The organism is Azospirillum mesophilum (assembly GCF_053470405.2).
The window spans coordinates 1-21,096 of sequence record NZ_JBPXMQ020000010.1; the positions used below are offsets into that span (position 1 = coordinate 1).

Sequence of the window (21,096 nt, forward strand, 5' to 3'; positions counted from 1 at the left end):
GTCCGATCAGGGGCGTGACGGCCGGGATGTCTTCGCCAGCCTGCTGCTGACCTGCGCCAAGCTCAGCGTCTCCTTCTGGGACTATCTCGGCCACCGTCTCGGCGTGTTCGGAGTCGACGCTCCCTACCTGCCCGATCTCGTCAGAACGCGATCAGCCACGGCCTGACTGCCCGGACTTTTGCTCCACGTACGTGCGCACCGTGTAACCGGCGGCAGAAAGGACGAACAGACCGGCCGCCCATCTCCATGCACCAACACCGCGGCAGAAAGCCCTCACGCGGTGGTGATCCAACTGGCCGAGACCGTGGCGGAATTGACACCGACCAGGAGCACGCTGGCTCCGGTGCCGAAACTGACCAACGCTCCTTCGGCACTCGCGGTCACCGTCCAGGACATGCCCGGCGCCACACCAATAAGGTCGCCATCGGCCGCGTTGAAGTCCCCGATCCGGTCGAAGCCACTGTCGGCGGCGAAGCAGAAAAGGTCGGCACCGCTTCCGCCGATCAGGGTGTCGGCGTCCCAGACGCCGTAGAGCGTGTCGTTGCCCGCGTCGCCGTCGAGGACGTCGTTGCCGCTCCAACCTATCAGGAAATCGTTGCCGGCACCGCCGCTCAGCGTGTCGTTGCCGCCGACGAGCGGGTCGGGACCGTCGTCGCCGAGCAGCGTGTCGTCGCCCGCCCCACCGTCCACGCTGTCGTTGCCGATCCCACCGAATATGGCGTCCTGGCCGCCGTTGCCGACCAGCGTGTCGTCACCGCCGAAGCCGACCAGCCAGTTGTCCTGGTCATCGCCGCGGATGTCGTCGGTGAAGCCGGAGCCGATGACGTCCTCGATCGAGCTGAAGACGTCCCCGGCCGCCTCGCCCAGCCAGCCGGAACCGGTGTACAGCGACGCACCGATGCCGGCGGTGGCCGACTGGTAGGTCACGTGATTGCGCCCCGCGCCGCCAAACAACCGGTCGGCCCCGGCCCCGCCGTCCAACCAGTCGTCGCCGTCGTCGCCGAGCAGCGTGTCGTCGCCGGTCCCGCCGGTGATCATATTGTTCAGGGCATTGCCGGTCCCGACGAATGCAGCGGAACCCACATAGGTCAGGGTCTCGAGGTTGGTGCTCAGCGTATAGGAGGCGAGCGTGGTGCGCACTTCGTCGGTGCCCGCGTTGGCCGCCTCGGTGACGACGTCGCCGACGCTGTCGACGACGTACACATCGTTGCCGTTGCCACCATCCAGCGTGTCGTTGCCGGCCCCGCCGTCCAGCGTGTCGTTGCCGGCGCCGCTGGTGATCTGGTTGTCGCCGGTGTTGCCGGTGCCGCTGAACGCGCCCAAGCCGGTGAAGGTCAGGGTCTCGAGGTTGGTGCTCAGCGTGTAGGTGGCCAGACTGGTGCGCACCTCGTCGGTGCCCGCGTTGGCCGCCTCGGTGACGGCATCGCCGGGGCTGTCGACGACGTACACATCGTTGCCGCTGCCGCCGTCCAGCGTGTCGTTGCCGGTGCCGCCCACCAGACTGTCGTTGCCGGCGCCACCGTCCAGCGTGTCGTTACCAATGCCGCCGACCAGCGTGTCGTTCCCCGAATTGCCTAGCAGGTTGGCCATCGCTCCCCTCCCCCAGAAAGCATCAAAATCAAACCATTCGCGAAGTAGCACAAGCCACCAGTATAAACAACTTATCGTATCTAAATTACAAAACAACGTCTATAAAGGCGATATTGTTGAAGGCAATACCCCGTTGGTTGGCGAAAACGTCGTTGCGCAAAACAATCATGGGTTGATGAGCGATGCCTTGCCTGGTGAAAAGGCGACTCCGCTGAGGGGGCTGTCGAGCATGAGGGTGTGGAGCCGGGCAAGCTATGACCGGCCGGGTCTGTCTCCGGCTGAGGATTGGGAATGACGTGGGTGTTGTACTGTATCCCGAGCCCATCACAAACTGGGGGCAGCCCTGGCGGCCGGCCGGATCGGGCGGGCGGAAAAGCGGCCTTGGATAAGCTGACCAAGATCGTCGTTGACGTTCCCAGGTGCTACGGATTCCGGCGCTGCCCCCAGTTTGTGATGGGCTCGGCTTCAGCGGGGCCGCTTCTTTACCCGCTCCCCCTCGCAACCGCCACAAGCCAGCCTTTCTGCACCAACGTCCAACGGAACCCGATGGAGTCGTATCAGAGACTGCCCGTCGCCAGACGGTCGAGCAACGCGGTGACAGTAAGGGCAATGTGATTATGCAGCGCTGCCGCGGCTGCGTCCGCGTCGCGAGTCAGGACCAGACGCATCAGTTCTTCGTGCCCGGCGATACCGATGTCCTCAGAGTAGCCTTTCTCCTTGAGCAGGCGGCGGTACCGGGTTTTCTGAATGTAGAGGTCGTCGCAGAAGCTCTTCAGCGAGACCAAGGGGCAAGCCGCGATCAAAGCGCGATGAAAGCGATGGTGGCGGTCTTCGTAAGCATTCAGCCATTGCTGCGATGTCGAAACCCGGCGCTCGATCTCGCGCCGAAGAAGGCCGAAGCTGATGAAAATTTCCTCTTCCCAAGCCTCGCCGCCATGCTCCATGGCCAGCTTCAAGGCGGCGACTTCGACGATCTGGCGCGACCCGGTGATGTCGAGCAGTTGCGCCTGACTGACGGGGGGAACGCGAAAACCTTTGTTCCCCTCGAACACCACCAGCCCGCGGGCAGCCAATTGGGCCAACGCCTCGCGCAGGGGGTGAGCCCCGATGCCGTAGCGCTCGATCAGTTCGCGCAGCTTCAGTTTCGCCCCCGGTCGCAATTCCCCGCTGACCAAATCGCCGGTCAGGCGCTGCAACGCCAACTCCGAGGAGATGAGCGAGGTGCCATTGCCGGGCGATGTGTCCCCGGGCGACGCTGTGGTGTGGTCGGGTTTGCTTGATTGAAGCATGTTCGGTGCGGACCGCCTCATGAATGCGGCCGTATGGTGGCTCCGACCGGTTGCCAAATCAACTCCAACACGCTGCGCACGCCGTTCTGCATCTGCGGGGCCGTTCGCAGGCTGATATGATCCTCGCCGAAACGGACGAAACGCACCAGGTCGGTGCCCACCCAGTTGGGATAGGTGGACGCCTTGACGTGGTGAACGACGCGCTCGCCATCGAACTCATAGGTTCCCGCGTAGGCCACCGACGAGGCGTAGGCTGCCGCCCGTTGCTCCGCCGGAGCCGACTGCCGGTCGCCGTCGAGGCGGGCGCGCTCGCCATGGGTTATCAGCGCCATCATCCGGCCATCGGCGCCATAGCTGATGAACCCGGTGGGAGACCGTCCGTAAACGTTCTCCAGGTGCCCTCCCTTGTCATCCCACGCATAAGCCTCCCGCAGCGTCCAGGTGCCGACCAGCGCCATGGGGTTCCGTTCTGGCATGGTGGTCATGGTGCGCGTCCTTCCGACGCGGAATCGTCGAGGATGGCGACGGCGCGGGTCCAGCCCGCCGACGCGGCGCGGATTTTCACCGGAAAGCAGGCGACGGTGAAACCGGTGGATGGAAGGGCCTCAAGGTTGTGGAGCTTTTCAAGGTGGCAGTACTGGGTCTCGCGCCCCGCCTTGTGCCCTTCCCAGATGATGGAAGGATCCCTGGCCGCCTCGTAGCGCTTGGCCGTCGCCGCGAACGGTGCGTCCCACGACCACGCATCGGTGCCGGCGATGCGCACCCCTCGGCTGGTCAGATAGAGGGTCGCCTCCCGCCCCATGCCGCAGCCCGCGTCCAGGTAGTCGGGCTGGCCATAGCGTGCCGCTGCCGAGGTGTTGACCAGCACGATGTCGTACGGGCGCAGGCGATGGCCGATCCGCGCCAGTTCGGCCTCGACCTCGGCGGCGCTCACCACGTATCCGTCGGGCAAATGACGGAAATCCAGCTTCACTCCGGGGCGGAAGCACCAATCCAGCGGGATCTCGTCGATGGTGGCGGCGCGCTTGCCGTTGTTCATGGTGGAAGCGAAATGCCAGGGCGCGTCCAGGTGGGTGCCGTTGTGGGTGGACAGGTCGATGCGCTCCACCGCCCAGGCTTCGCCGTCGGGAAGATCGCCGGCGGTCAGACCGGGAAACGGCCGGGCGAGCGCGGTGAAGGTGTCGGCATGGCCGAAATAGGTGATGACCGGGCCGTTCCCCGGCCGGTCCACCGGCAGGTCATTCTCCAGGGCGACGGACAGATCGATGAAGGTTCGGCTCATGGCATCAGACTCGCGCTTCGCTGCTTGCCGCAACCCGGCCGCAGTCTTCCGGGGCGCGTTGGAGATCACTTTCGGCCTTGTTCCCGCGGTCCAGTTCCGCCCGCAGGGTGGCCATGTCGACCGCGTCGCTCCAGCGCGCCACGGCCAGAACGGCGACACCGTTGCCGACCAGGCTGGTGATGGCGCGGGCTTCCGACATGAAGCGGTCGACGCCGATGAGCAGCGCCAGGCCTTCCACCGGCAGCAGGCCACCGAGTAGCGACAGCGTCGCCGCCAAGGTCACGAATCCGATGCCGGCAACACCGGCGACGCCCTTGGTGGTCACCGTCATGATCGCCAAAATCAGGCCCAGGTCCTCGACAGCCAGAGGCTGGTTGATGGCCTGCGCGATGAAGACGACGGCCATGGCAATGTAAAGAACCGTTCCGTCCAGATTGAAGGAGTAACCGAACGGGAACACCAGTCCGATGACCGGCCGCTGACAGCCCAGCCGCTCCAGCTTGCGCATCATCTCCGGGAAAACGGGCTCGGTGGAGCAGGTGCCGAAGACGATCAGCAGTTCCTCGCGGATGTATTTGAGGAACTTCCAGAGGCTGAAGCCGCTCATCCGGCAGATCGTGCCGAGGATCACCGCGACGAACACGAGGTTGGCCGCGTAGACGGTCCCGACCATCTTGGCCAGGGACAGCAGGGTTCCCACCCCGTAGCGGCCGACGGTGAAGGCGATGGCACCGAAGGCGGCCATGGGGGCCAGCCACATGACGATGGCGACAACGCGGAACAGGATGCCGACGACGTCGTTCAGGAAGGCCGTGACCCGGGTGCCGGCCTCGCCCACGTGCCCGAGGGCGGTGCCGAAAAGCAATGAAAGGACCAGCACCTGCAAGCTGTTGCCTTCGGCGAAGGCACCGACGAAGGTGTTGGGCACCAAACCCAGCAGAAAATCGGGGATGGACAGGGTGACCGGCCCCTTGATGTAGGCCTTGACCGACGACGGGTCGAGCGTCGAGGCATCGATGTTCATCCCCGCTCCGGGCTGGAATAGGTACATAAAGCCGAAGCCCACAAGCATGGCGGCGGTGGTGACCGCTTCGAAATAGAGGAAGGCTTTGCCGCCGATCCGGCCGACCTTGCGCAAGTCGCCCAGCTGGGCGATTCCCACCGTCAGCACGACGAAGATCAGCGGCGCGATCAGCATCTTGATGCTTTTGATGAACAGGTCGCCGAGAGGCTTCAGCTGAGCCGCGGACGACGGTGCGACCACTCCGACGACCACGCCGAGCGCGAGTCCGCACAGGACCTGAAAATACAGCGTTTTGTATATCGGCTTTTCCACGGTTCCTCCGCGGCGCACACGCGCCGGATTATTCTTTTGATGACGATGGAGTGCCGCCTGGCGCCGCGCCGCAAAGCCCAGCGGAGCACCGCAACGTGGACAAAATCATTTTTATCCCTAAAATTTGGATTAGACAAGCCGATTGGAGGAAACCGGGGGCGAGCGGATGACGCCATGCCGACGCGCGACGCGTGAAGCGGCGGGTTTCATCGGAGGTTATTTGAGCTGAGTCACGTTGCTTTTCCGGCAGCGTCGACACGGTCACCGGACGGCGGGAACCTCCACCACCGCCGGCCCTGCTTTCCGGCGAGTTGGGCCATGGCGCCCTGCTTCGGCACGATCGTCGCGGCGTAGCGGGCGGGCATGCCGGGGCTCTTCCAGCGGCCGGCCTGCTGGATGGCCGGCAGCCCAAAGCCGGCGGCCGTGAGATCCTGCGCGGCGCCCACCCGCAGGGAATGCCCGGACACCAGCGCCGAGTCGAGCCCGGCCGCTTCAGCGCGCCGTTTGAAGATCTCCGACACCCGCCGGCCCGGATCGGGACCGCGCACGGCCAGGGGCCCGAGCACCGCCCCGCCCTGCCCTGCCTGCAGCCAGAGCGCGTCGGCCGCCCCCCTCCAGCCGGGCGAGCGCCCGCTCCAGCGCCGGCCGTCGGCGCGCACCGTTGAGCACCCTGCCCTCCCGCACGCCGTCGCCAGATCGCTCAATTCCTTCCGGAGCCGTCTCGTCTCCCGTCATTGCAGCGCCCCCAAGGCCGCGATGAGATCGGTCAGAGGAAAGTCGTTGCCTTTGAAGAGCAGAGGCTCGTTGCTTGCCTTGGCAAGGGCATACGAAAAACAGTCCCCGTAGTTCAGACCGGCGGGGTGGCGGCCCTTGCCGAAGCGCAGAAAGGCGTCGCGGGCGAGCCCGGCCTGGGCGGCATCGACCGCCACGACCTCGAAGCCGTGGTCGGCCATCCAGGCGGCCAGGGTGGCGTCGGTGCCGAAGCGGGCGATCGCCACGATCGAGCATTCCAGCACGGTGGCGGCCGAGATCAGGCGGACGTCGGCGGCGCCGATCGCGCGGGCGTAGAGGGCGGCGTCGGGTTCGGCGAGCAGGATGGCCATGATGGCCGAGGTGTCGATCACCATCAGTGCGGCAGCCCGGTGTCGTCGTAGCCGAGAATGTCGTCGGGCGAGCGCGGGTCGAGGACGGGCTGGGCGGCGAGTTCGCGGTGCAGCTGGGCCATGCGGGCCTCGGCGTCGTCGGCGCTGCGCACCCGGCGGGCGCGCAGGCGCTGCGCCTCGCGGCGCAGCAGCTCGAGGACGAGCTGCGAGGCGCCCTTGCCGGTGGCCGCCTTCAGCTCGGCCAGCAGGGCGTCCGCCTCGCGGTTCTTGATGTTGATCGACATGCAGCATCCTACAGAAACGATATCCCATTTCTGCATAAGGTAGGCGGCTTTCGGCGCGAAGGAAAGGGGCGGCACGCCCCGCCGCCGCCGATAAGCCGCATTATCGGCAATCTGCGCTTGCGCGCCGTTGAGTGACGGAAATTATTCCAATAAACAGTATTATAATAATGCTAACGTATTGATTCGACTTTATTTTTCATTGGGAATGCGGGGCGGGATCGCACCCGGAAAATTCCGCGCCCGCGATCAGTCAGGGAGTTTGTGAAAGCTGAGAAATCGCCGGAAGGCGGCGGGCGCCAGCGAAAGCTATCGGTCGTGGGACCGACGTGCGCGGAAGTGAGCCGCTACGGCCATAATGGCACCGCCCTGTCCGACCAGGACGAACTTGAACATTGACCGCTCGAGCCTCGGGTTTGACGGACTGCCGGATCGAATACGCAGCTGCAGCGGCGCAGCAACTGGCGGTCGACGGCGGCAATCTCGATGCCGGGGCCGGCGAAGCGCTCGAACTCCTTCAGGTCGATGGCGTAGGCGCGCAGGCTGTGCGCCGACAGGTTCTTGGCGACCCGGCAATGGGCGAGGAAATCGGTGCAGGCAGAGGCGACGTTCATTGATAACCATCCGGGAGCACGAGCTCAGGGCGTGGCGTCACTCCATGGCCCGGCAAGGACGTGTTTCCTCGCAAGGCATGCATTCGTGTGCCAACGGTGATGCCGGATGATTAGAGGACCAACGAATCGCGCGCAAGGCACAGCCCCCGCTTTGCCCGCCCCGACGGGCTGCGGCGCGTCGATGAGTGTCGGCAGGACGTCGATTTTCTTGGCGATGGGCAAATTCCCCAACCCAACGGCTTTGTCCCTAGACGGCTTCACCAAGCTGATATGAAGCCAGAGCGCGAAACGGCCTTGTTTGCAGGCGCAAGGGATCGCATCGGTATTTCAAAGACAAGACGGGAGCGGGCTCCTGACTCGGAACGGGCCGTCTGGCACCTTCACGAAGCGCCTTCACGGATCGGTTCGGTCTCGCGCGTCAAATCCAGCAGCGTCCCGACCACCGGCATGTGGATGAAGCAGCCGTGCACCGGACGGCCCGTCGCCGCTTCCACCATGCGGCGGTAGAGCGCTAGCTGCGGCGCGTGCGCCAGGGCGCGGGCGGTCCACTGGTCGAAGGGGCCCGGAAAGGCCTTGTGATCGAGGATCACCAGCCCGTCGGCGGCGTCCACCAGCAGGTCGATGCGCCCGTTGACCCGCTGCAGCCCGACCCGCCCGTGCACCGGCACCTCCGTGCGCCAGCCGGAGCCCGGCCAAAGCCGCGCCAGGGCGCGCCACAGTCGGTCGCCGGCCTCCACCAGAGGCTCGGCGGCGAGGCCCTGGACGGACCAGCGCTCCAGCAGCCGTTGCGCGCAGCCCAGCCGTTCCGGCCGAGGGCTGTCCGGATGATCGATGGCCAGGAAGGCGTGGATGGCCTCGCCGAGGCGCGTCATGTCCACCGCTCCCGCCAGCGGCAGGCGGTCGCCGAGGGCGATCGTCGCCGGGCGCGCGCTTGTCGTCGTCGTGGACGGCGATACCGGAGCGCCCGCGTGGCTGGGGGACAGGCGAAGCGGCGGATGAACGGGGGTGGGCGACAGCCCCACGGGCAGCGCGAAGAGCGCCGGCGTGACGGCAGGCCCGGTCTCGGGGCTGTCCTCGTCGGGGGCGGCCAGGGTCATGGCGGTGGCCGGGTGGGAGTGTCCGGCGGCGAGGATGGTCACCGCTCCGCTTTCGGCCAGGAGCGCCGTTGGGAGCATCAGGACCGGCTGCCCCTGCCCGTCCACCAGCGCGTCGAGCCAGTCCGTTTCCAGCCCGCCGGCCTTCTTGGCGCGGGCCGCCAGGATCAGCCGGTCGCGGGCGCGCGTCATGCCGACATACATCAGCCGCACGGCCTCCGCGTGGGCGCGGACGCGGGCCGCCGCCATCTCCGGTGCGGCGTCCGCCGCGTCGGCCAACGGGATCCGCGCCCGCTGCTGGTCGTAGGGCCAGGGCCAGAACCGCAGCCAGCGCCCATCCAGCGGACGCCAGGGATCGACTCCACCCCCAAGTTCGTTCGCCGGCCCTTCCACCGTCAGCCCGAAGGCCGACGGCTCCGGCCCGCCCTGGAGGTCGAGCAGGATGACCACCGGCCACTCCAGCCCCTTGGATTGGTGGTAGGTCATCACCTGGACAGCGTCACGGTCGCTGCTGGGGGGCTGCTCGCCGCCCTTCTCCACCTCCTCCAGGAAACCGATCAGCCCGCCCGCGGTCGCGGCGGCGCGGCGCGCACGGCAGTCGTCCTCGTAGGATCGGGCGAGGCCGCGCAGGGCGTCGAGGTTGGCCAGCCGCTCCGCCGCGCTGCCCCAGCGCGCGACGGCATCGGTCACCGTGCCGGCGGTGATCGCCACCTCCAGCGCCTCCACCGGGGTCAGGTGCAGCAGCCGGGCGCGCGCCGCGTCCAGGGCGCGCAGGACCGGCGACGTCTCCCGCGCGCGCCGGGCCGCGTCCGGAGCCAGCCATGCCTCCAGCCAGCCCGGCTGCCCGCCGTCATCGGTATCGACGCCGGCGAACAGGTGGGCCATTTCCACCATCGCCAGCGTGTCGCCGGGATCGACCAGATAGCGCAGGGCGGCCAGCGCCAGCCCGGCTTCCGGCGTCGCGATCAGCCCGGTGCGCCCGATGGCGACCTTCAGGCCGGCGGCGGAAAAGGCCTTGGCGACGGCGGCGCACCGCTCGTTCGACCGGCACAGCACGGCGATGTCGGATCCGGATAAGCAGGGATCCTCTGGCGGGTAGTCCCCATCCGCCGTTGCCAGCCGATTCGCCACGCCGCGGGCGAGCGCGGCCAGCGCCTTGTCCCAGTTCTTGCCCTCCAGCGTCCAGACCTCCAGCGGCGGGGGCTCGTCAGGCGGGTCGGTGCGCTGGCATTCGGCGACGATGGTCTGGTCGAGCGGGATGCCGGTGGGCGGAAAGGCGGCGCCGAACAGGTCGTTGTGGAAGGCCACCAGCCCGGGGCGTGAGCGGTAGCTGCGCGGCAGCCGTTCCGGACGGCCCCCGGTCGCGGGCGGCACCTGGGCGACGACGGCGCGGATCAGTTCGGGGTCGGTGCCGCGGAAGCCGTAGATCGCCTGCTTGGCGTCGCCGACCCAGACGGAGCGCCGCACGATCCCGGCCAATTCCAGGAACAGCGCCAGCTGGATCGGGCTGGTGTCCTGGAATTCGTCCACCAGCGCCAGTTCGAACCGCTCCGCCAGCCGGCTGCGCATGTCGGGGCTGCGCAGCATGGCCAGAGCCTCCAGCTCCTGGTCCACGAAGTCGACCAGCCCCTGGGTGCGCTTGAAGCGCTCGTAGTCGGCCATGGCCTCGGCCGCGCAGCGGAACACGCCCTCCACCAGCGCGCGCAAGTCGGCGTGCAGGCGGGGATGGCGCGCGTGCGCCTCGGCGGCGGTGGCAACGGCCTGGGCCACGCCCTTCCACCGCGCGCCCGCGTCGAGCTTGGTCAGGCGTGCCCACTCCGCCCAGGCGAGCGGCCGGCCGGTCGCCAGCGTCGCCGCGGCCTCCTTCAGCAGGGCAAGCGCCTCCAGCGTCTTCTTGACCGTGGTTTCGCCGTCTCCCTCAATGGCGGCGATGGCCTGCAGAACGGCCCCCCGCAAGGCGTCGTCGAGCGCCGCGCCGTCCGCCGCGGGCGGCGGCAGGAGCGTCAGCAGGCCGTCCAGCGAGCGGGCGGCGGACGCCGCCAGATCCGCCGGGGCGATGGCGTTCTGGCGGGCGGAGGCGCTCACCTCCCGCACGAGCTTGCGCCAATCCTCCACCCGCAGGCGCCACGCGGCAGGCTCGATGCCGGGTCCGTGGCGGCGGATGACCGCGTCGGCTGCCGCGGCGAACAGGGTGGCCATGCGGTCCTCGCCGATCACGTCGGCGACCGGCGAGCTCCCGGCCTCCAGGGCGAAGTCCCCGGCGATGCGGCCGAAAACGGCGTTGACCGTGCCGATGGCCCCGGTCAGGGCATCGCGCGCGGCGTCGCCCCGACCCTCCGCGATCAGGCGCCCGCGCACCCGCTCCAGCAGCTCGGCCGCCGCCTTGCGGGTGAAGGTGGTCGCCAGGATGCGGCCCGGCTCGGTGCCGGCGGCGACGGCGTCGCGATAGGCCGTGGTCAGCCGGTGGGTCTTGCCGGTGCCGGCGCTCGCCGTCACCACGTCGATGGGGGAAAGGCCCGCGAGAGAAGACGGATCGGTGGTCACGGCATCGGTGGTCACGGCCTGGGTGGTCATGGCTGGGCGCTCCCGACGCCGCACAGGCGTCCGTAATCGCAAATCCGGCATGGCGGGCTGAGGACGATGGCCGGCGGCCCGGCCGCGTCGTCGCCGGTATCGGCGACGCCCGGCGCCACGATCTCCCCCCGGCGCAGGCGGTCGAGCTGGTGGCGCCGGCTGTCCCAGGCGGCCCGCCAGACCTCAGGCAGGTCGCTGCCCGGCACGTGGGCGTGGGCCGGGAACGGAGCCGGCGCGGTGAACAGCAGCCGCTGCTGGGCGAGCATGACGTAGCCGGCGGGGATGGACGCCCCGCCCCCGTCCGCCATTCGATCCCCCACCAGCCGCGCATAGACGGCGAGCTGGATGGCGCGCCCCTCGGCGATCTCCTGCCGGCGGTGCTTGTCCGATCGGCTCCATTTCAGGTCCAGGATGACCGGGCGCCCGGCTCCGTCCTCCAGCAGCATGTCCACGGTGCCGTCGACCGTGACGGCGTCCGCCTGCATGGCCTCGAAGCGCAGCTCGCACCCGCGCACGGTCAGGCCGGCCTCTTCGATCAGGCCGGCCAGGGTGCGCGCGGCGTCGGCCACCGCGGCGCGGGCGCGCTCCAGCTCCAGCCCCTGGCCCGGCCGCAGGAGCGGGGCGGCCAGCACCGGCAGCAGGCGGTCGAACAGGGCGGCCGCGCGCCCCGCCGCCGCGTCGGGAGCCCAAGCCGGACGCTCGGTGAACAACTCCGCCAGGACCGCATGCGCCAGCGTGCCGACGAGCCGCGCACCGTCCGGGATCCGGCGCAGCGCGCCGGGCCGGACGCCCGCCCCGTACTTCAAGGCCCAGGCGAAGGGGCAGCCGAGCAGGCGATTCAGGCTGGTCGCCGACTCCCGCTCACGCGGCGGCACGGCGCCGGCCGGCACGCGCCACAGGCGGCGCGGCTCCGGCGGGCGGCCGCCGTCCCGGGGGGCGCGCTCCATAACGCGCCCGGCCAGCGGCACGCGCTCCGACCGCAGCAGGGCGGAGGCCTGCACGGTGCAGCCCCGATCGTGCAGAAGCGGCTCCATCTCGTGCCACAGCGGGTGGGCCGCCGCGGGTTCGCCGGCAACCGTGCGGGGCTTCACCAGGACCAGCCGCTCGGCGGCGTTCAGAATGGGCAAGCGCCACGCCCAGGCCTCGCGGCGCAACGCGTTCGTGGCCGGTTCCGGCAGGCATCCGGCGGCGGCGAGGGCGGCCCGTTCGGCGGCGCTCCACGGCGCGGCGGGCGCCGCGACGCCGGAGTCGAGGAAGCCCCACCACAGCACCGTGCGCGCCGCCCCCCAGATTTGCCCTGGCCCGTCCACCACCGTCCAGGGTGCCGCCTCCGCCCCGCCGGCCGGGACGGCGGCCCCGTCGGCGATCACCGAATCCAGCATGCGGTCGATCTGCGGCTTCGGAATGCGCGCCAGCCCGCTGGCGGCGACCACCTCGGCCATCGCCTCGGCCTGCGCGGCGACGGTGGTCAGCATCTCATCACCCAGCCGGGCGCGACCCGCCGCCCAACCGGCCACGCGGCGGCACAGGGCTGTGGCGGCCGGCGCGGGGATGCCGTCGGCCTCGTCGAAGCGCGGCGCCTCCAGCCAGCCGCGCCAGTCGCGCTCCTCCTCGGCGAAGCGGCGGGCGAGGTCGGTTCCGTCCAGGCCACGCTCCGCGAGGCGTTCGCGGCGGCGCTCCCCGGCGGTGCGCCACGCCTCCTGCCAAGCCGGGCCGCCGATGCCGGGAGCTTCCTGCAAAGCCGCCGCGAAGGCCTCGGCCACGCCCGGCGGGATCGGCGACTGCGGCAGGGTCAGCAGCTCCATCAGGCGGTGGACATCGATGGGGTCCCAAGCCGTGGCGAAAGCCAGCGGCAGGACCTGGACGGCGGCGCGCCAGCGCGACCGCCCCGCCCCGCCGACGCGCGGCAGGCCCAGCCGGGAGCAGGCCTCGTCCAGCAGCATGGTGCGCTGGCCGCGGATGATCACCACGCCCCGGTTGCCATCCTGGTTGTCCTGCGGGTTGTTCCCGGGCGCCGCGGCCAGCCAGCCGGCCACGGCCTCTGCCGCGAGCCATTCGTCGTCGGCCTCCAGCACCGTGACGGAGCCGTCGTCCCGCCACGCGGCATCGCCGGCACCGCCGGTCAGACGCCGCGCAAGGCCCGCGAGGTCACCGTCGGTGGCGGGCTCCGGTTCGCGGCAGCGGCGAACGGTGGTGCCGCAGGCCTCCAGCCGCCGCAGCAAGCCGTGCCACGGCTCGGGCAGAAGGTCCTCCGGGGTGGCGAGCCGCAGTTCCTCCAGGGGCGGGCGTCGCAGGGTCGCCAAGGCATCAACGACGGCGCGCAGACGTTCGCCCTGTCCAGGAGCCAGCGCGCCGGGCGCGCGTTCAACCTCCGCCAGGATGTCGAGCCGCGGACCGCCACTCGGAACCGCCCCGGTCCAGCCCGCCCCAGTCCAGCCCGCCTCCACCAGGGCGTCGCGCCAACCCAGCAGCAAGCGGGCGACGGACCATCCGTCAGCCGCCAGGGAGCGGCTGAAGAAGCGCTGCCCGTCGTCGACCGCGCGCAGCCGGGCCAGATACTGCGCGATGCGCAGAGCCGGGGAGGATTCCGGCCCCGCGAGCCCGAGCCGGGTCTCCAGAAGGCGGATCAGCCCGGCGGGTCCGACAACGTCGGTGTCCAGGCTGGCATCCAACCCGTCGAAGGTTTCCGGCCAACACGGCCCGTCCAGATGCCACCCGAACAGTATCCGCATGGGTCCATCCCCGCGTTGAGCACGCGGGAATGGTGGATGGAGCGGGTGAACAAAGAGTTGAGCAAGACGGCATGCGCCATCGTGACGCACACCCCCTATGTCTTGCCCAATGTCTGATTTCCCCTCCTCTCAGGGAAAATCAAGGAGCGGCGCGCACAGCTTTCCGAACACGCCACCGCGACACAATCACCATTGCGGGCTGAACAGTCCCAGCCCGAAGTGGCAATCCGCGCCAAGCGCCAGGGGACCGGACGTGGTTGCCGGCAGGGTGATGCGCAAGGCCTTCCCCTGCGGCCCGCGGCGCCCGGACCGGCGCCGGAAGAGGGCGACCGGATGGCCGGGCGCGGGCATGGCAAGGGCGTCGGTCTCCTCGACCCGCAAGGCGTCCGCCTGCTCCTTCCGGACGATGCCGCGCAGCAGCAGTTCCCGACGGATCATCTCCTCGGCCCCGAAACGCGGCTTGGCGTGCCAGGGAGCGTACCACGGCGTCAGGCTGACCCAGTGCCGCGCCGCTCCGGTCAGGCGGCAATCCGGAAAGTCGTCCGGTCCGCCGAAGCCCTCAAGCGCGGTCCGCCATTCCCGGCCGTCCGACAGCCACACCCGGTTCAGGCGGTCCAGCGCATCCCGCACGGGTGCCGGAAGGCCGTGGCGGGCGTAGGCGACCAGATGGTCGAGACGGCCGTCGCCGTCGGCGTCCTCGGCCAGCCAGAACATGTGGGTGTGCGCCGGGTCGGACAGCGGGCGGCCCTTGGCGTCGTGGCCGCCCAGCACCGCCGGAACCGGCCCGGCATCATGCCCCCACATGGCCAGCGCGGCCCGCCGGAAGCGGTCGGCGACGAGGGCCGTGTCCTCCACCGGCGGCCGGTCCCGCCCGGCCAGGACGAAGCGCGCCATGGTCGGCAGCGGCGCCGTCGCGAACAGCGCCGGCAATCCGCCTTCCCCGGCTACCTGCGGGGACCGCAGCACCAGGGGACCGTCTTGCGGCGCGGTCAGTTCCAGTTCGACATGCAGCGCACCGGGGCCGGCTGCCGGCCGGTGCGGCCAGGGCGGCGGCCGGAACGTGCGCAGATGCGCGATGCGCCCAGGCGCGATCCCCGCCTCCGAAGCCGCGTGAAGGACGGCTGTGCGGACCGCCTGGGGCGTGGCCTTGCCGGTCGCCGGACGCAGGGCGAAGACGCTGCGCCACAGCCGCCCCACCGTCGGGTGGGCGCCGTCCGGCGCGACGGCCAGGCCGAGGAAGGGACTGTCCTCCGGCGTGTCCCGCTCCAGAACGAAGGCGGTCTCCGCGACCGTCAGCGATGCCCGGTCGAGCGCGAAGTCCAATTCCTCCACGGCACGCTTACCGGAACCGGGAGGCAGAACCGCCAGCAGGCGCCGGACCGCGCCGTCGGCATGCCGGTGGCCGAGTGAGGGAAGCGGGCAGAGCGCCACCAGGGCGGCACGCTGCGGTCCCAGCACCCGCTCCAGCCGTTCGCGGAGCGCATCGACCAGCGACGGAAGCGCCGCGTCCGGCACCAGGACGAAACCGCCGTCCCCATTGGTGAGGCGGTAGGCCAGCCATGGCGCGGGCTCCGCCTCGCCCGGCGCCGCGTAGCGGGCGACGGCGAAGCCGGTCACCGGCGGCGGGCTGCGCATCGCCCGACCCCGCCGGTCCAGCCGGTCGTGGAACAGCGCGTGCCGCCGGTCCAGCGCCGCCAGGAAGCCCGGCGCCGGCACCCGCAACGGCGACGATCCCGAACCCGGCTTCCAAAGGCTGCCGGTTGCCGACGGCGGGTCGTTCGCGACCGATCCATCGACCGCAACGGCGTCGATCCCCCAGCCCAGCGTCGTCACTTGCCTCGCCAAGCGGGCGATGGCGGCGGCGGATTCCGCATCGGCCGGGTCCAGCGGCCAGTGGTAGGTGACGGGCACGTCCTCCACGAGGCTGGCGCGCACGGTTTTCAGCGTGCGCAGGGCTTCGGGCTTTTGCTGGTCCTTCGGCTCCTGCCCCTTGGCCCAGGCCAGCGCCGGCAGGTCGCCGTCGTTGTTGGGCACGGCCAGGGCGTAGGGGTTGCCGGCCGGCGCGGGGTCGGCCTGGATGACCGGCGGCGGCCGGCCCTCCAGCCACAGGAGCGCCCGCGCCGCTTCCGGCTTCTCGTCCTCCGGCAGGGCGCCGGCGGCAGCGACCAGCGCCTGGAACAGGCGGGCCGGCGACGGCGGCCATTCCCGCCGCCCCCCGTCGCCCTGGCCGTGGAAGCGGCCGTGCAGGAAGCGCACGGCGACCGACAGCCACAGCGAATCGGCCGTGGGGGATTCGGTCGCGGGCATCAGCCCCGCCCCTTCTTCGCTTTCTTGTCCTCGCCCATCTTCTCGCGGGCCTTGGCGCCGCTGAACTCGGCCGTCACCGGTTCCCCGACGCCGAAGCGGCCGGCCGCCGCGGTGGCGAAGGCGAGCACCGCCGCGGGCGCCAGATCGATCGTCCGGCGGGTGCCGTCCGGATAGACCGCCTGCCAGACGGCGTTCGGCTCCTCGCGCGGCGCGGTGTCGCGGACGAGCTGGCAGCCCTGGCGGTACCAGCCGTCCAGCGGAACCGTGCCGGAGGCCAGCGCCAGCCCCAGGACATAGAGGCGCAGCGGCTCGCCGTCCGCCCCGTCATCGGACCCGGCGCGCAGGCGGCGGAGCGCGGCGAGGTTCAGGCTGACCGTGCGCACGATGTCGCCGCGCGCGATCACGCCGCCGTGGGAGCCTGACGACGGAACCGGGTTCAGCCCCCATTCGGCCAGCCGGTCGCGCTCCTTCTTGTCCTGCGGCTCGTCCACCGCGCCGGACGCCACATAGTCGAGCGCCGGGATGTACTGGGCGGAGCGGGTCAGCACCTCCACGTCATAGGCGCGCACCACCGCCGACAGGACGCGCGGCAGCTTCGCCTGGGTGTCGCGGCTGTCCCACGCGCCGAAGACGAGCGAGGTCGGCGCGACCTTCGCCAACGGCCGCGCGTCCGCCCGGTCGCGCCACGCGCGGAAGGCGTCGTTCAGCGCGCCGGCCAGGGAGGAGAAGCGCACGATGGCGTCCGCCGCGCGGTGCCCGGCGTCCAGCAAATCCACCGTCTTGTCGCCGGCGGTCACCGTCACCTTCGGCACCAGGGCGGCGAGCGGCGGATCCTTGAACAGCGGCTCGATCCGGTTGGCCTGCGCGCCGTGGCTGTCCACCAGCGCCACGCGCGACCCGTCCGACAGCGTGTCGATGTTGTAGCCGGAGCCGCCCTCCTCCCCGGCGAAGGTCGGCGGGAAGAAGGGTTCGCCGCGTCCTTCCGCCGGGGCCAGGAACTCCCGGTAGACCAGGGCGGAGGGGGCGTCGGGACCACCCGCCAGCCAGGACCGGGCGAGGTCGTCGGAAAAGGCGATGGCGTCGGTCGTGACGGTGCTCATGGCGAGGATTCCTCCCGGGCCTGTTCGAAGAAGAGATAGCTGCCGCGTTTGGCGAGCGAGAAGCGGAAGGACGGGCCGCCGCCCCGGCCCAGCGCCCCGGCTAGCGCGGCACGGGCCAGCGGGGCCGGAAGCAGCCGGGACTGCAATCGGTAGCGCAGCGCACGGTCGGGCCGGGCCTCCTGGAGGCCCACGGCGGCGAGCAGTTCGACCAGCGGGTAGGTCTGCACCGCGTCGCCCTGCTCGTTGGGGGAATAGCCGGCGTCGCGCGCCGTCCAAGCGGAGCGCGGGTCGAAGCCGAACCGCCCGGTCAAGGGAAGGCCGGCATCGAAGGGCGCGCCCAGCGCCTCGTCCGAGGGTGCGATCCCCTGGCGGATGGCGTCCAGCAGCGCCTGCGTGATGATGCGCGAGGTCTGCTGTCCGGCCCAGGTCTTGATCTTGATGCGGCTGTCGAGCCCGGCCCACAGGTCGAGCCGGACGGAAGCCCCACCCGGCAGGCACAGGTCGAGCGGCGCCGTGGCGTCATCCGGGGCGGGCGGCGCCACCTCCACCGTCGCGTCCCGCAGGGCGTCGAGGACGACGCGCACCGGGTGGGCGTTGCCGGCCAGTTCGATGACGAAGACGGGCGCGCCGGTCAGGTCGAATCCGCCGCGCGGCTCCAGCCGGGGCGCGATGCGGTCGAGCAGTTCCAGCAGGCCGACGGCCGCGAAGACCTGCCCAGGGTTGCGGGGGTCCAGCGGGATTTCCGTGCGGCTTCCGGTCATGGGGCGCCCTCCCCCTTCTGGTCGCGGGACACCGCCCAGTCGGCGGCGCGCAGCACCGCCTCCAGCCACGCCAGCCCCCAGGGGCCGAAACGGCGTTGCAGGCGATGGAAGCGCAATTCCTGCTCGTCCAGCGCGTTCTCGTGGTCGGACAGGCTGCGGTCCCCGCCCTTGTCGAAGGCGTCGAAGGTGAAGCCGGGGCGGCCGCGCCCGTGATGGGTGGCGATCAGGTGCAGGATCAGGTCGCGCTCCGGATGGGACGTCACCTCCGGGTCGTCGGCCGCGTCCAACAGCGAGGCCAGCTCGTGCCGGAAGCCGCCCAGCGCTTCCGCGCGTTCGCCGGTGCCGGACTTGGCGAGCGCGGTGTCGGGCGGGCTGGCCGGGCCGAACCCCGTGTTGCCGATGGCGCGCTGCCACACCGGCCGTGCCTTGCCGAGATCATGACGCTCCCCGGCCATCCCAAGCGCTTCGCACAACGCCGCCGGCAGGCCGAGACGCGTGGCGAACATCCGCGCCTTTGCGCCGACAGCCTTGTTGTGCGGCCCCAGATGGACCGGCCCGGTGGCCAGCGAGGAAGAGTCCTGCACCGCCTCGCGCGTGCGCACCAGATAGACGAGGGCCTGCGGAGTGGACTCGTCGCTCCCGTCCTCCCCCTCCTCCCCGCGCGGCTTCAGCGGCACGCGCAGCAGTTCGCGCAGGCCAAGGGAGAGCTTTTTCAACGGTTTGCCAATGAGGGGACTGGTCGCCTCCGCCGACTGCGGCGAAAGCACGTCCATGATCTTGTCCGTGCCGTCGAGCACGAGGCGAAGCTCTTTCAGGCCGTCGAGATCGCGGCAGCCTTTCTCGTCCGGGTCGGCGACGTCCAGTTCGGCGCGGTCCCGCGGACCGGCGGCGGGGTCGAGATGCCCGTCCGGACCCAGCCCGCCAGCCTCGACCGGCAGGAACAGGGTGGTGCCGGGTTTCACGTCCTGCTGCAAGTCCGGGGCGCCCAGGGCCACCGCGCGCACTTCCGGCGCGTGGCCGGGAACCGACAGAAGGATGCGGGAGGCAACCGCGTCGTCCTTCAGGCGCCGCCCCAACCGCGCCAGCGCGTCTCGGGCCGCGGACAGCGGCAGGCGGAGCCGTTCGCGCGGGGCCGGGCGCATGGCCTCCACGGCGCGCTCCAGCAGACGGTCGGACACGCGGAAGGCCGGGTCGGCGAGGACGGCCACCTCGGCGCGCCACACCAGCGTCACCTCCGGTTCAATCTTCTCCAGCCCGTGCAGCCAGCGTTCAACGTCGGGGCGGGCGGAAAAGTCGCGGTCGGGAATGCTGGTCTGCGCCCAGTTTTCCACAAGGGAGGGCTCCAGCGGCAGGATGTCCGGGGCGGGCGCCATGGCGAGCCGTGCCTCCGCCGACTTCAGGCAACCCGCCATGGCAAGCGGCGAGGCATCGCCGCCCAGCGTTTCAAGCAGGGCCAGGGTGCGCGCCCGCTGTTCGCCCAGCGTTTCCCTGGGATCGGTGTGCGCGCTCGTCCACAGCACGGACAGGCTGGCGGCGCCGGCGCCCCGGCGGTTCGCCCGTCCGAAGCGCTGCGCCATCGCGTCCAGCGTCGCCAGTTCGGAAACGAGGTGCGTGGCGTCGAGGTCGATCCCCACCTCGCCGGCCGAGGTGGCGACCAGGAAGGCCGCGCCGTCCAGGGGGTGTTCCGGACCGGCTTGGTTGGGAAGGAAGGCGGCAAAAGCCGGCGTCCCGACCAATTGGTCCCGCTCATGCCCGCGCATGCGCCCGGTCAGCACCGCTACCCGCGTGTCCCCAACGGACTTGCGCAGCTTTGCCGCGACGGCCATCGCGGTGTCGGGCCGATTGGCGAAGACGATGACGCCGCGCACGTCCGGCACGTCGCCCAGCAACAGGGCGCGCTCCGCCATCGCCCCGGCAAGGTCGGCTGGCTTCACCTCCTGAAGGTCGAGAGCGCGCTTGGCCTCCAGGCGTCGCTGGGCCTCGTCGTCTTTCAAATGGGCGTCGGTGTCGAACAGCGAAGGTGATTCCGCCGCATCCCTGCGCAAGGTCGCGGACAGCGACAGAACGCGCAGAGGTTTCGCGACCGGAGCGCCTCCAGCCTCGCCCCCGGTCTCGCCCTGCATCGCGGCGACCGACCGGATCAGCGCGTCGAAGGCGGGTTCCAGATGCGCCTCGTCATGGACGATCAGGGCATCCTGCCCGATCAGCCCCGCATACAGCGCCCGCAGCCACGGCTTCGCACGATAGGCCGAGAACAGGAGCCGGCTGCCCACCATGTCCACCGTGCCCACCACGATGGCCGGACGGGCGGGATCGGTCATCCAGTCACGGTTCTCCGCCCGCTGCCCGCGCAGGGTGGACACCAGCAACTCTTCCCCGTCGCTCAAGTCGAGGGCGGCGCGGAGGTCGCGGATTACGGGGTCCGTTGTGTCGTTGAGCCTTTCCCGAAGCCGCTCAGCCTCTTCAGAGGATTGATCGACGACGGCGCGGCGGTTGACGACGTAGAAAAGGCGGGTCGGAACAGCCGCCCCGCGCCCAAGGCGATGCCACGCCAACGCCAGCAGCCAAACGGTGATGATGGCCGTCTTGCCAAGCCCCGTCGGCACGTCCACCGGGCCAAGCGGCTCCCCGGCGGTCAGGCGGCGGAAGGCTTCTTCCTGCCAAGGGAAGGGGTCCACGTCCTGTCCGTGCAGGGCATGGAAGGCCGAGGAGAGCCAGGACCGCATGTTTTCGTTGTCCATGCGCCATCCTTGCCTCAGATAAATGTCGTATCTCAATGAGGCAATTCGCCTCATTTGGACGCGGTTTATTTTTGAATGCGCCTGAGGCCGGGACCTGCTTCCCTAGGTCCAATCTGCTTGGCTTTTCTGTTCGTGTGCGAATACCTCGAGATTGAACCTTGCCCTTTTGACCCTCCGGACCGGCTGGATGCGCCAAAGCTCATGCGAGCGTTGCATTCGGCATTGCAGTGGACACTCCAAAGCCCCTTCTTCCACGACAAGCCCATAGCCCCTTGGACACGCGAGGCGATCT

The 21,096-nt window shown here is 70.2% G+C and carries 16 protein-coding genes; 1 reads left to right on the forward strand and 15 read right to left on the reverse strand.

Annotated features, from left to right (window positions below; all coding sequences use genetic code 11):
• Positions 1-273: 273 nt before the first annotated feature.
• The gene (locus ACSVC7_RS12050) at positions 274-1,590 is read right to left on the reverse strand and encodes a calcium-binding protein (protein ID WP_448208285.1); all 1,317 of its coding nucleotides are present in this window, start codon (positions 1,588-1,590) and stop codon (positions 274-276) included.
• On the opposite strand from ACSVC7_RS12050, the gene ACSVC7_RS12055 reads away from it, so the two are divergent.
• A complete protein-coding gene (locus ACSVC7_RS12055) occupies positions 1,583-1,885 on the forward strand; it encodes a hypothetical protein (protein ID WP_448208286.1) in 303 nt (100 codons plus the stop codon). The two genes, ACSVC7_RS12050 and ACSVC7_RS12055, sit on opposite strands and share 8 nt — an antisense overlap.
• Before the next feature lie 262 nt (positions 1,886-2,147).
• On the opposite strand, the gene ACSVC7_RS12060 is transcribed toward ACSVC7_RS12055, so the two are convergent.
• The 14 genes from ACSVC7_RS12060 to cas3g all read right to left on the reverse strand — a co-directional run bounded on the left by ACSVC7_RS12060 (position 2,148) and on the right by cas3g (position 20,804).
• Positions 2,148-2,786 carry a GntR family transcriptional regulator gene (locus ACSVC7_RS12060; protein WP_448208287.1) on the reverse strand — a complete coding sequence of 213 codons (639 nt, stop codon included), beginning with the start codon at positions 2,784-2,786 and terminating at the stop codon, positions 2,148-2,150.
• A gap of 110 nt (positions 2,787-2,896) precedes the next feature.
• Positions 2,897-3,364 carry a lipocalin-like domain-containing protein gene (locus tag ACSVC7_RS12065; protein WP_448208288.1) on the reverse strand — a complete coding sequence of 156 codons (468 nt, stop codon included), beginning with the start codon at positions 3,362-3,364 and terminating at the stop codon, positions 2,897-2,899.
• A complete protein-coding gene (locus tag ACSVC7_RS12070; protein WP_448208289.1) occupies positions 3,361-4,161 on the reverse strand; it encodes a cyclase family protein in 801 nt (266 codons plus the stop codon). Before ACSVC7_RS12070 ends, ACSVC7_RS12065 begins: the two co-directional genes overlap by 4 nt.
• Positions 4,162-4,165: 4 nt before the next feature.
• Positions 4,166-5,497, reverse strand: a complete 1,332-nt coding sequence (dctA, locus tag ACSVC7_RS12075) for a C4-dicarboxylate transporter DctA (protein WP_448208290.1) — start codon at positions 5,495-5,497, stop codon at positions 4,166-4,168.
• Positions 5,498-5,727: 230 nt separating this feature from the next.
• On the reverse strand, positions 5,728-6,063 hold the full coding sequence (locus ACSVC7_RS12080; protein WP_448208291.1) for a tyrosine-type recombinase/integrase: 336 nt from the start codon (positions 6,061-6,063) through the stop codon (positions 5,728-5,730).
• A 165-nt stretch (positions 6,064-6,228) separates the two neighbouring features.
• Complete coding sequence (locus ACSVC7_RS12085) at positions 6,229-6,624, reverse strand: type II toxin-antitoxin system VapC family toxin (RefSeq protein WP_448208292.1); 396 nt, start codon at positions 6,622-6,624, stop codon at positions 6,229-6,231.
• A complete protein-coding gene (locus ACSVC7_RS12090; RefSeq protein WP_448208293.1) occupies positions 6,624-6,884 on the reverse strand; it encodes a type II toxin-antitoxin system VapB family antitoxin in 261 nt (86 codons plus the stop codon). Before ACSVC7_RS12090 ends, ACSVC7_RS12085 begins: the two co-directional genes overlap by 1 nt.
• Positions 6,885-7,228: 344 nt before the next feature.
• Positions 7,229-7,495, reverse strand: a complete 267-nt coding sequence (locus tag ACSVC7_RS12095) for a site-specific integrase (protein WP_448208294.1) — start codon at positions 7,493-7,495, stop codon at positions 7,229-7,231.
• Between the two features lie 380 nt (positions 7,496-7,875).
• Entirely contained in the window at positions 7,876-11,163 is a 3,288-nt protein-coding gene (locus ACSVC7_RS12100) for a UvrD-helicase domain-containing protein (protein WP_448208295.1), read from the reverse strand.
• On the reverse strand, positions 11,160-13,895 hold the full coding sequence (locus ACSVC7_RS12105; RefSeq protein WP_483508315.1) for a PD-(D/E)XK nuclease family protein: 2,736 nt from the start codon (positions 13,893-13,895) through the stop codon (positions 11,160-11,162). The genes ACSVC7_RS12100 and ACSVC7_RS12105 overlap by 4 nt, the downstream gene beginning before the upstream one ends.
• Before the next feature lie 186 nt (positions 13,896-14,081).
• A complete protein-coding gene (csb2, locus tag ACSVC7_RS12110) occupies positions 14,082-16,202 on the reverse strand; it encodes a type I-G CRISPR-associated protein Csb2 (protein WP_448208298.1) in 2,121 nt (706 codons plus the stop codon).
• Positions 16,202-17,302 (reverse strand): type I-G CRISPR-associated RAMP protein Csb1/Cas7g, encoded by a 1,101-nt coding sequence (gene cas7g / locus ACSVC7_RS12115; protein ID WP_448208299.1) that lies wholly within the window; start codon positions 17,300-17,302, stop codon positions 16,202-16,204. Before cas7g ends, csb2 begins: the two co-directional genes overlap by 1 nt.
• Positions 17,299-18,063 (reverse strand): hypothetical protein, encoded by a 765-nt coding sequence (locus ACSVC7_RS12120; protein ID WP_448208300.1) that lies wholly within the window; start codon positions 18,061-18,063, stop codon positions 17,299-17,301. The genes cas7g and ACSVC7_RS12120 overlap by 4 nt, the downstream gene beginning before the upstream one ends.
• Positions 18,060-20,804, reverse strand: a complete 2,745-nt coding sequence (gene cas3g, locus ACSVC7_RS12125) for a type I-G CRISPR-associated helicase/endonuclease Cas3g (RefSeq protein WP_448208301.1) — start codon at positions 20,802-20,804, stop codon at positions 18,060-18,062. Before cas3g ends, ACSVC7_RS12120 begins: the two co-directional genes overlap by 4 nt.
• Between the last annotated feature and the right edge of the window lie 292 nt (positions 20,805-21,096).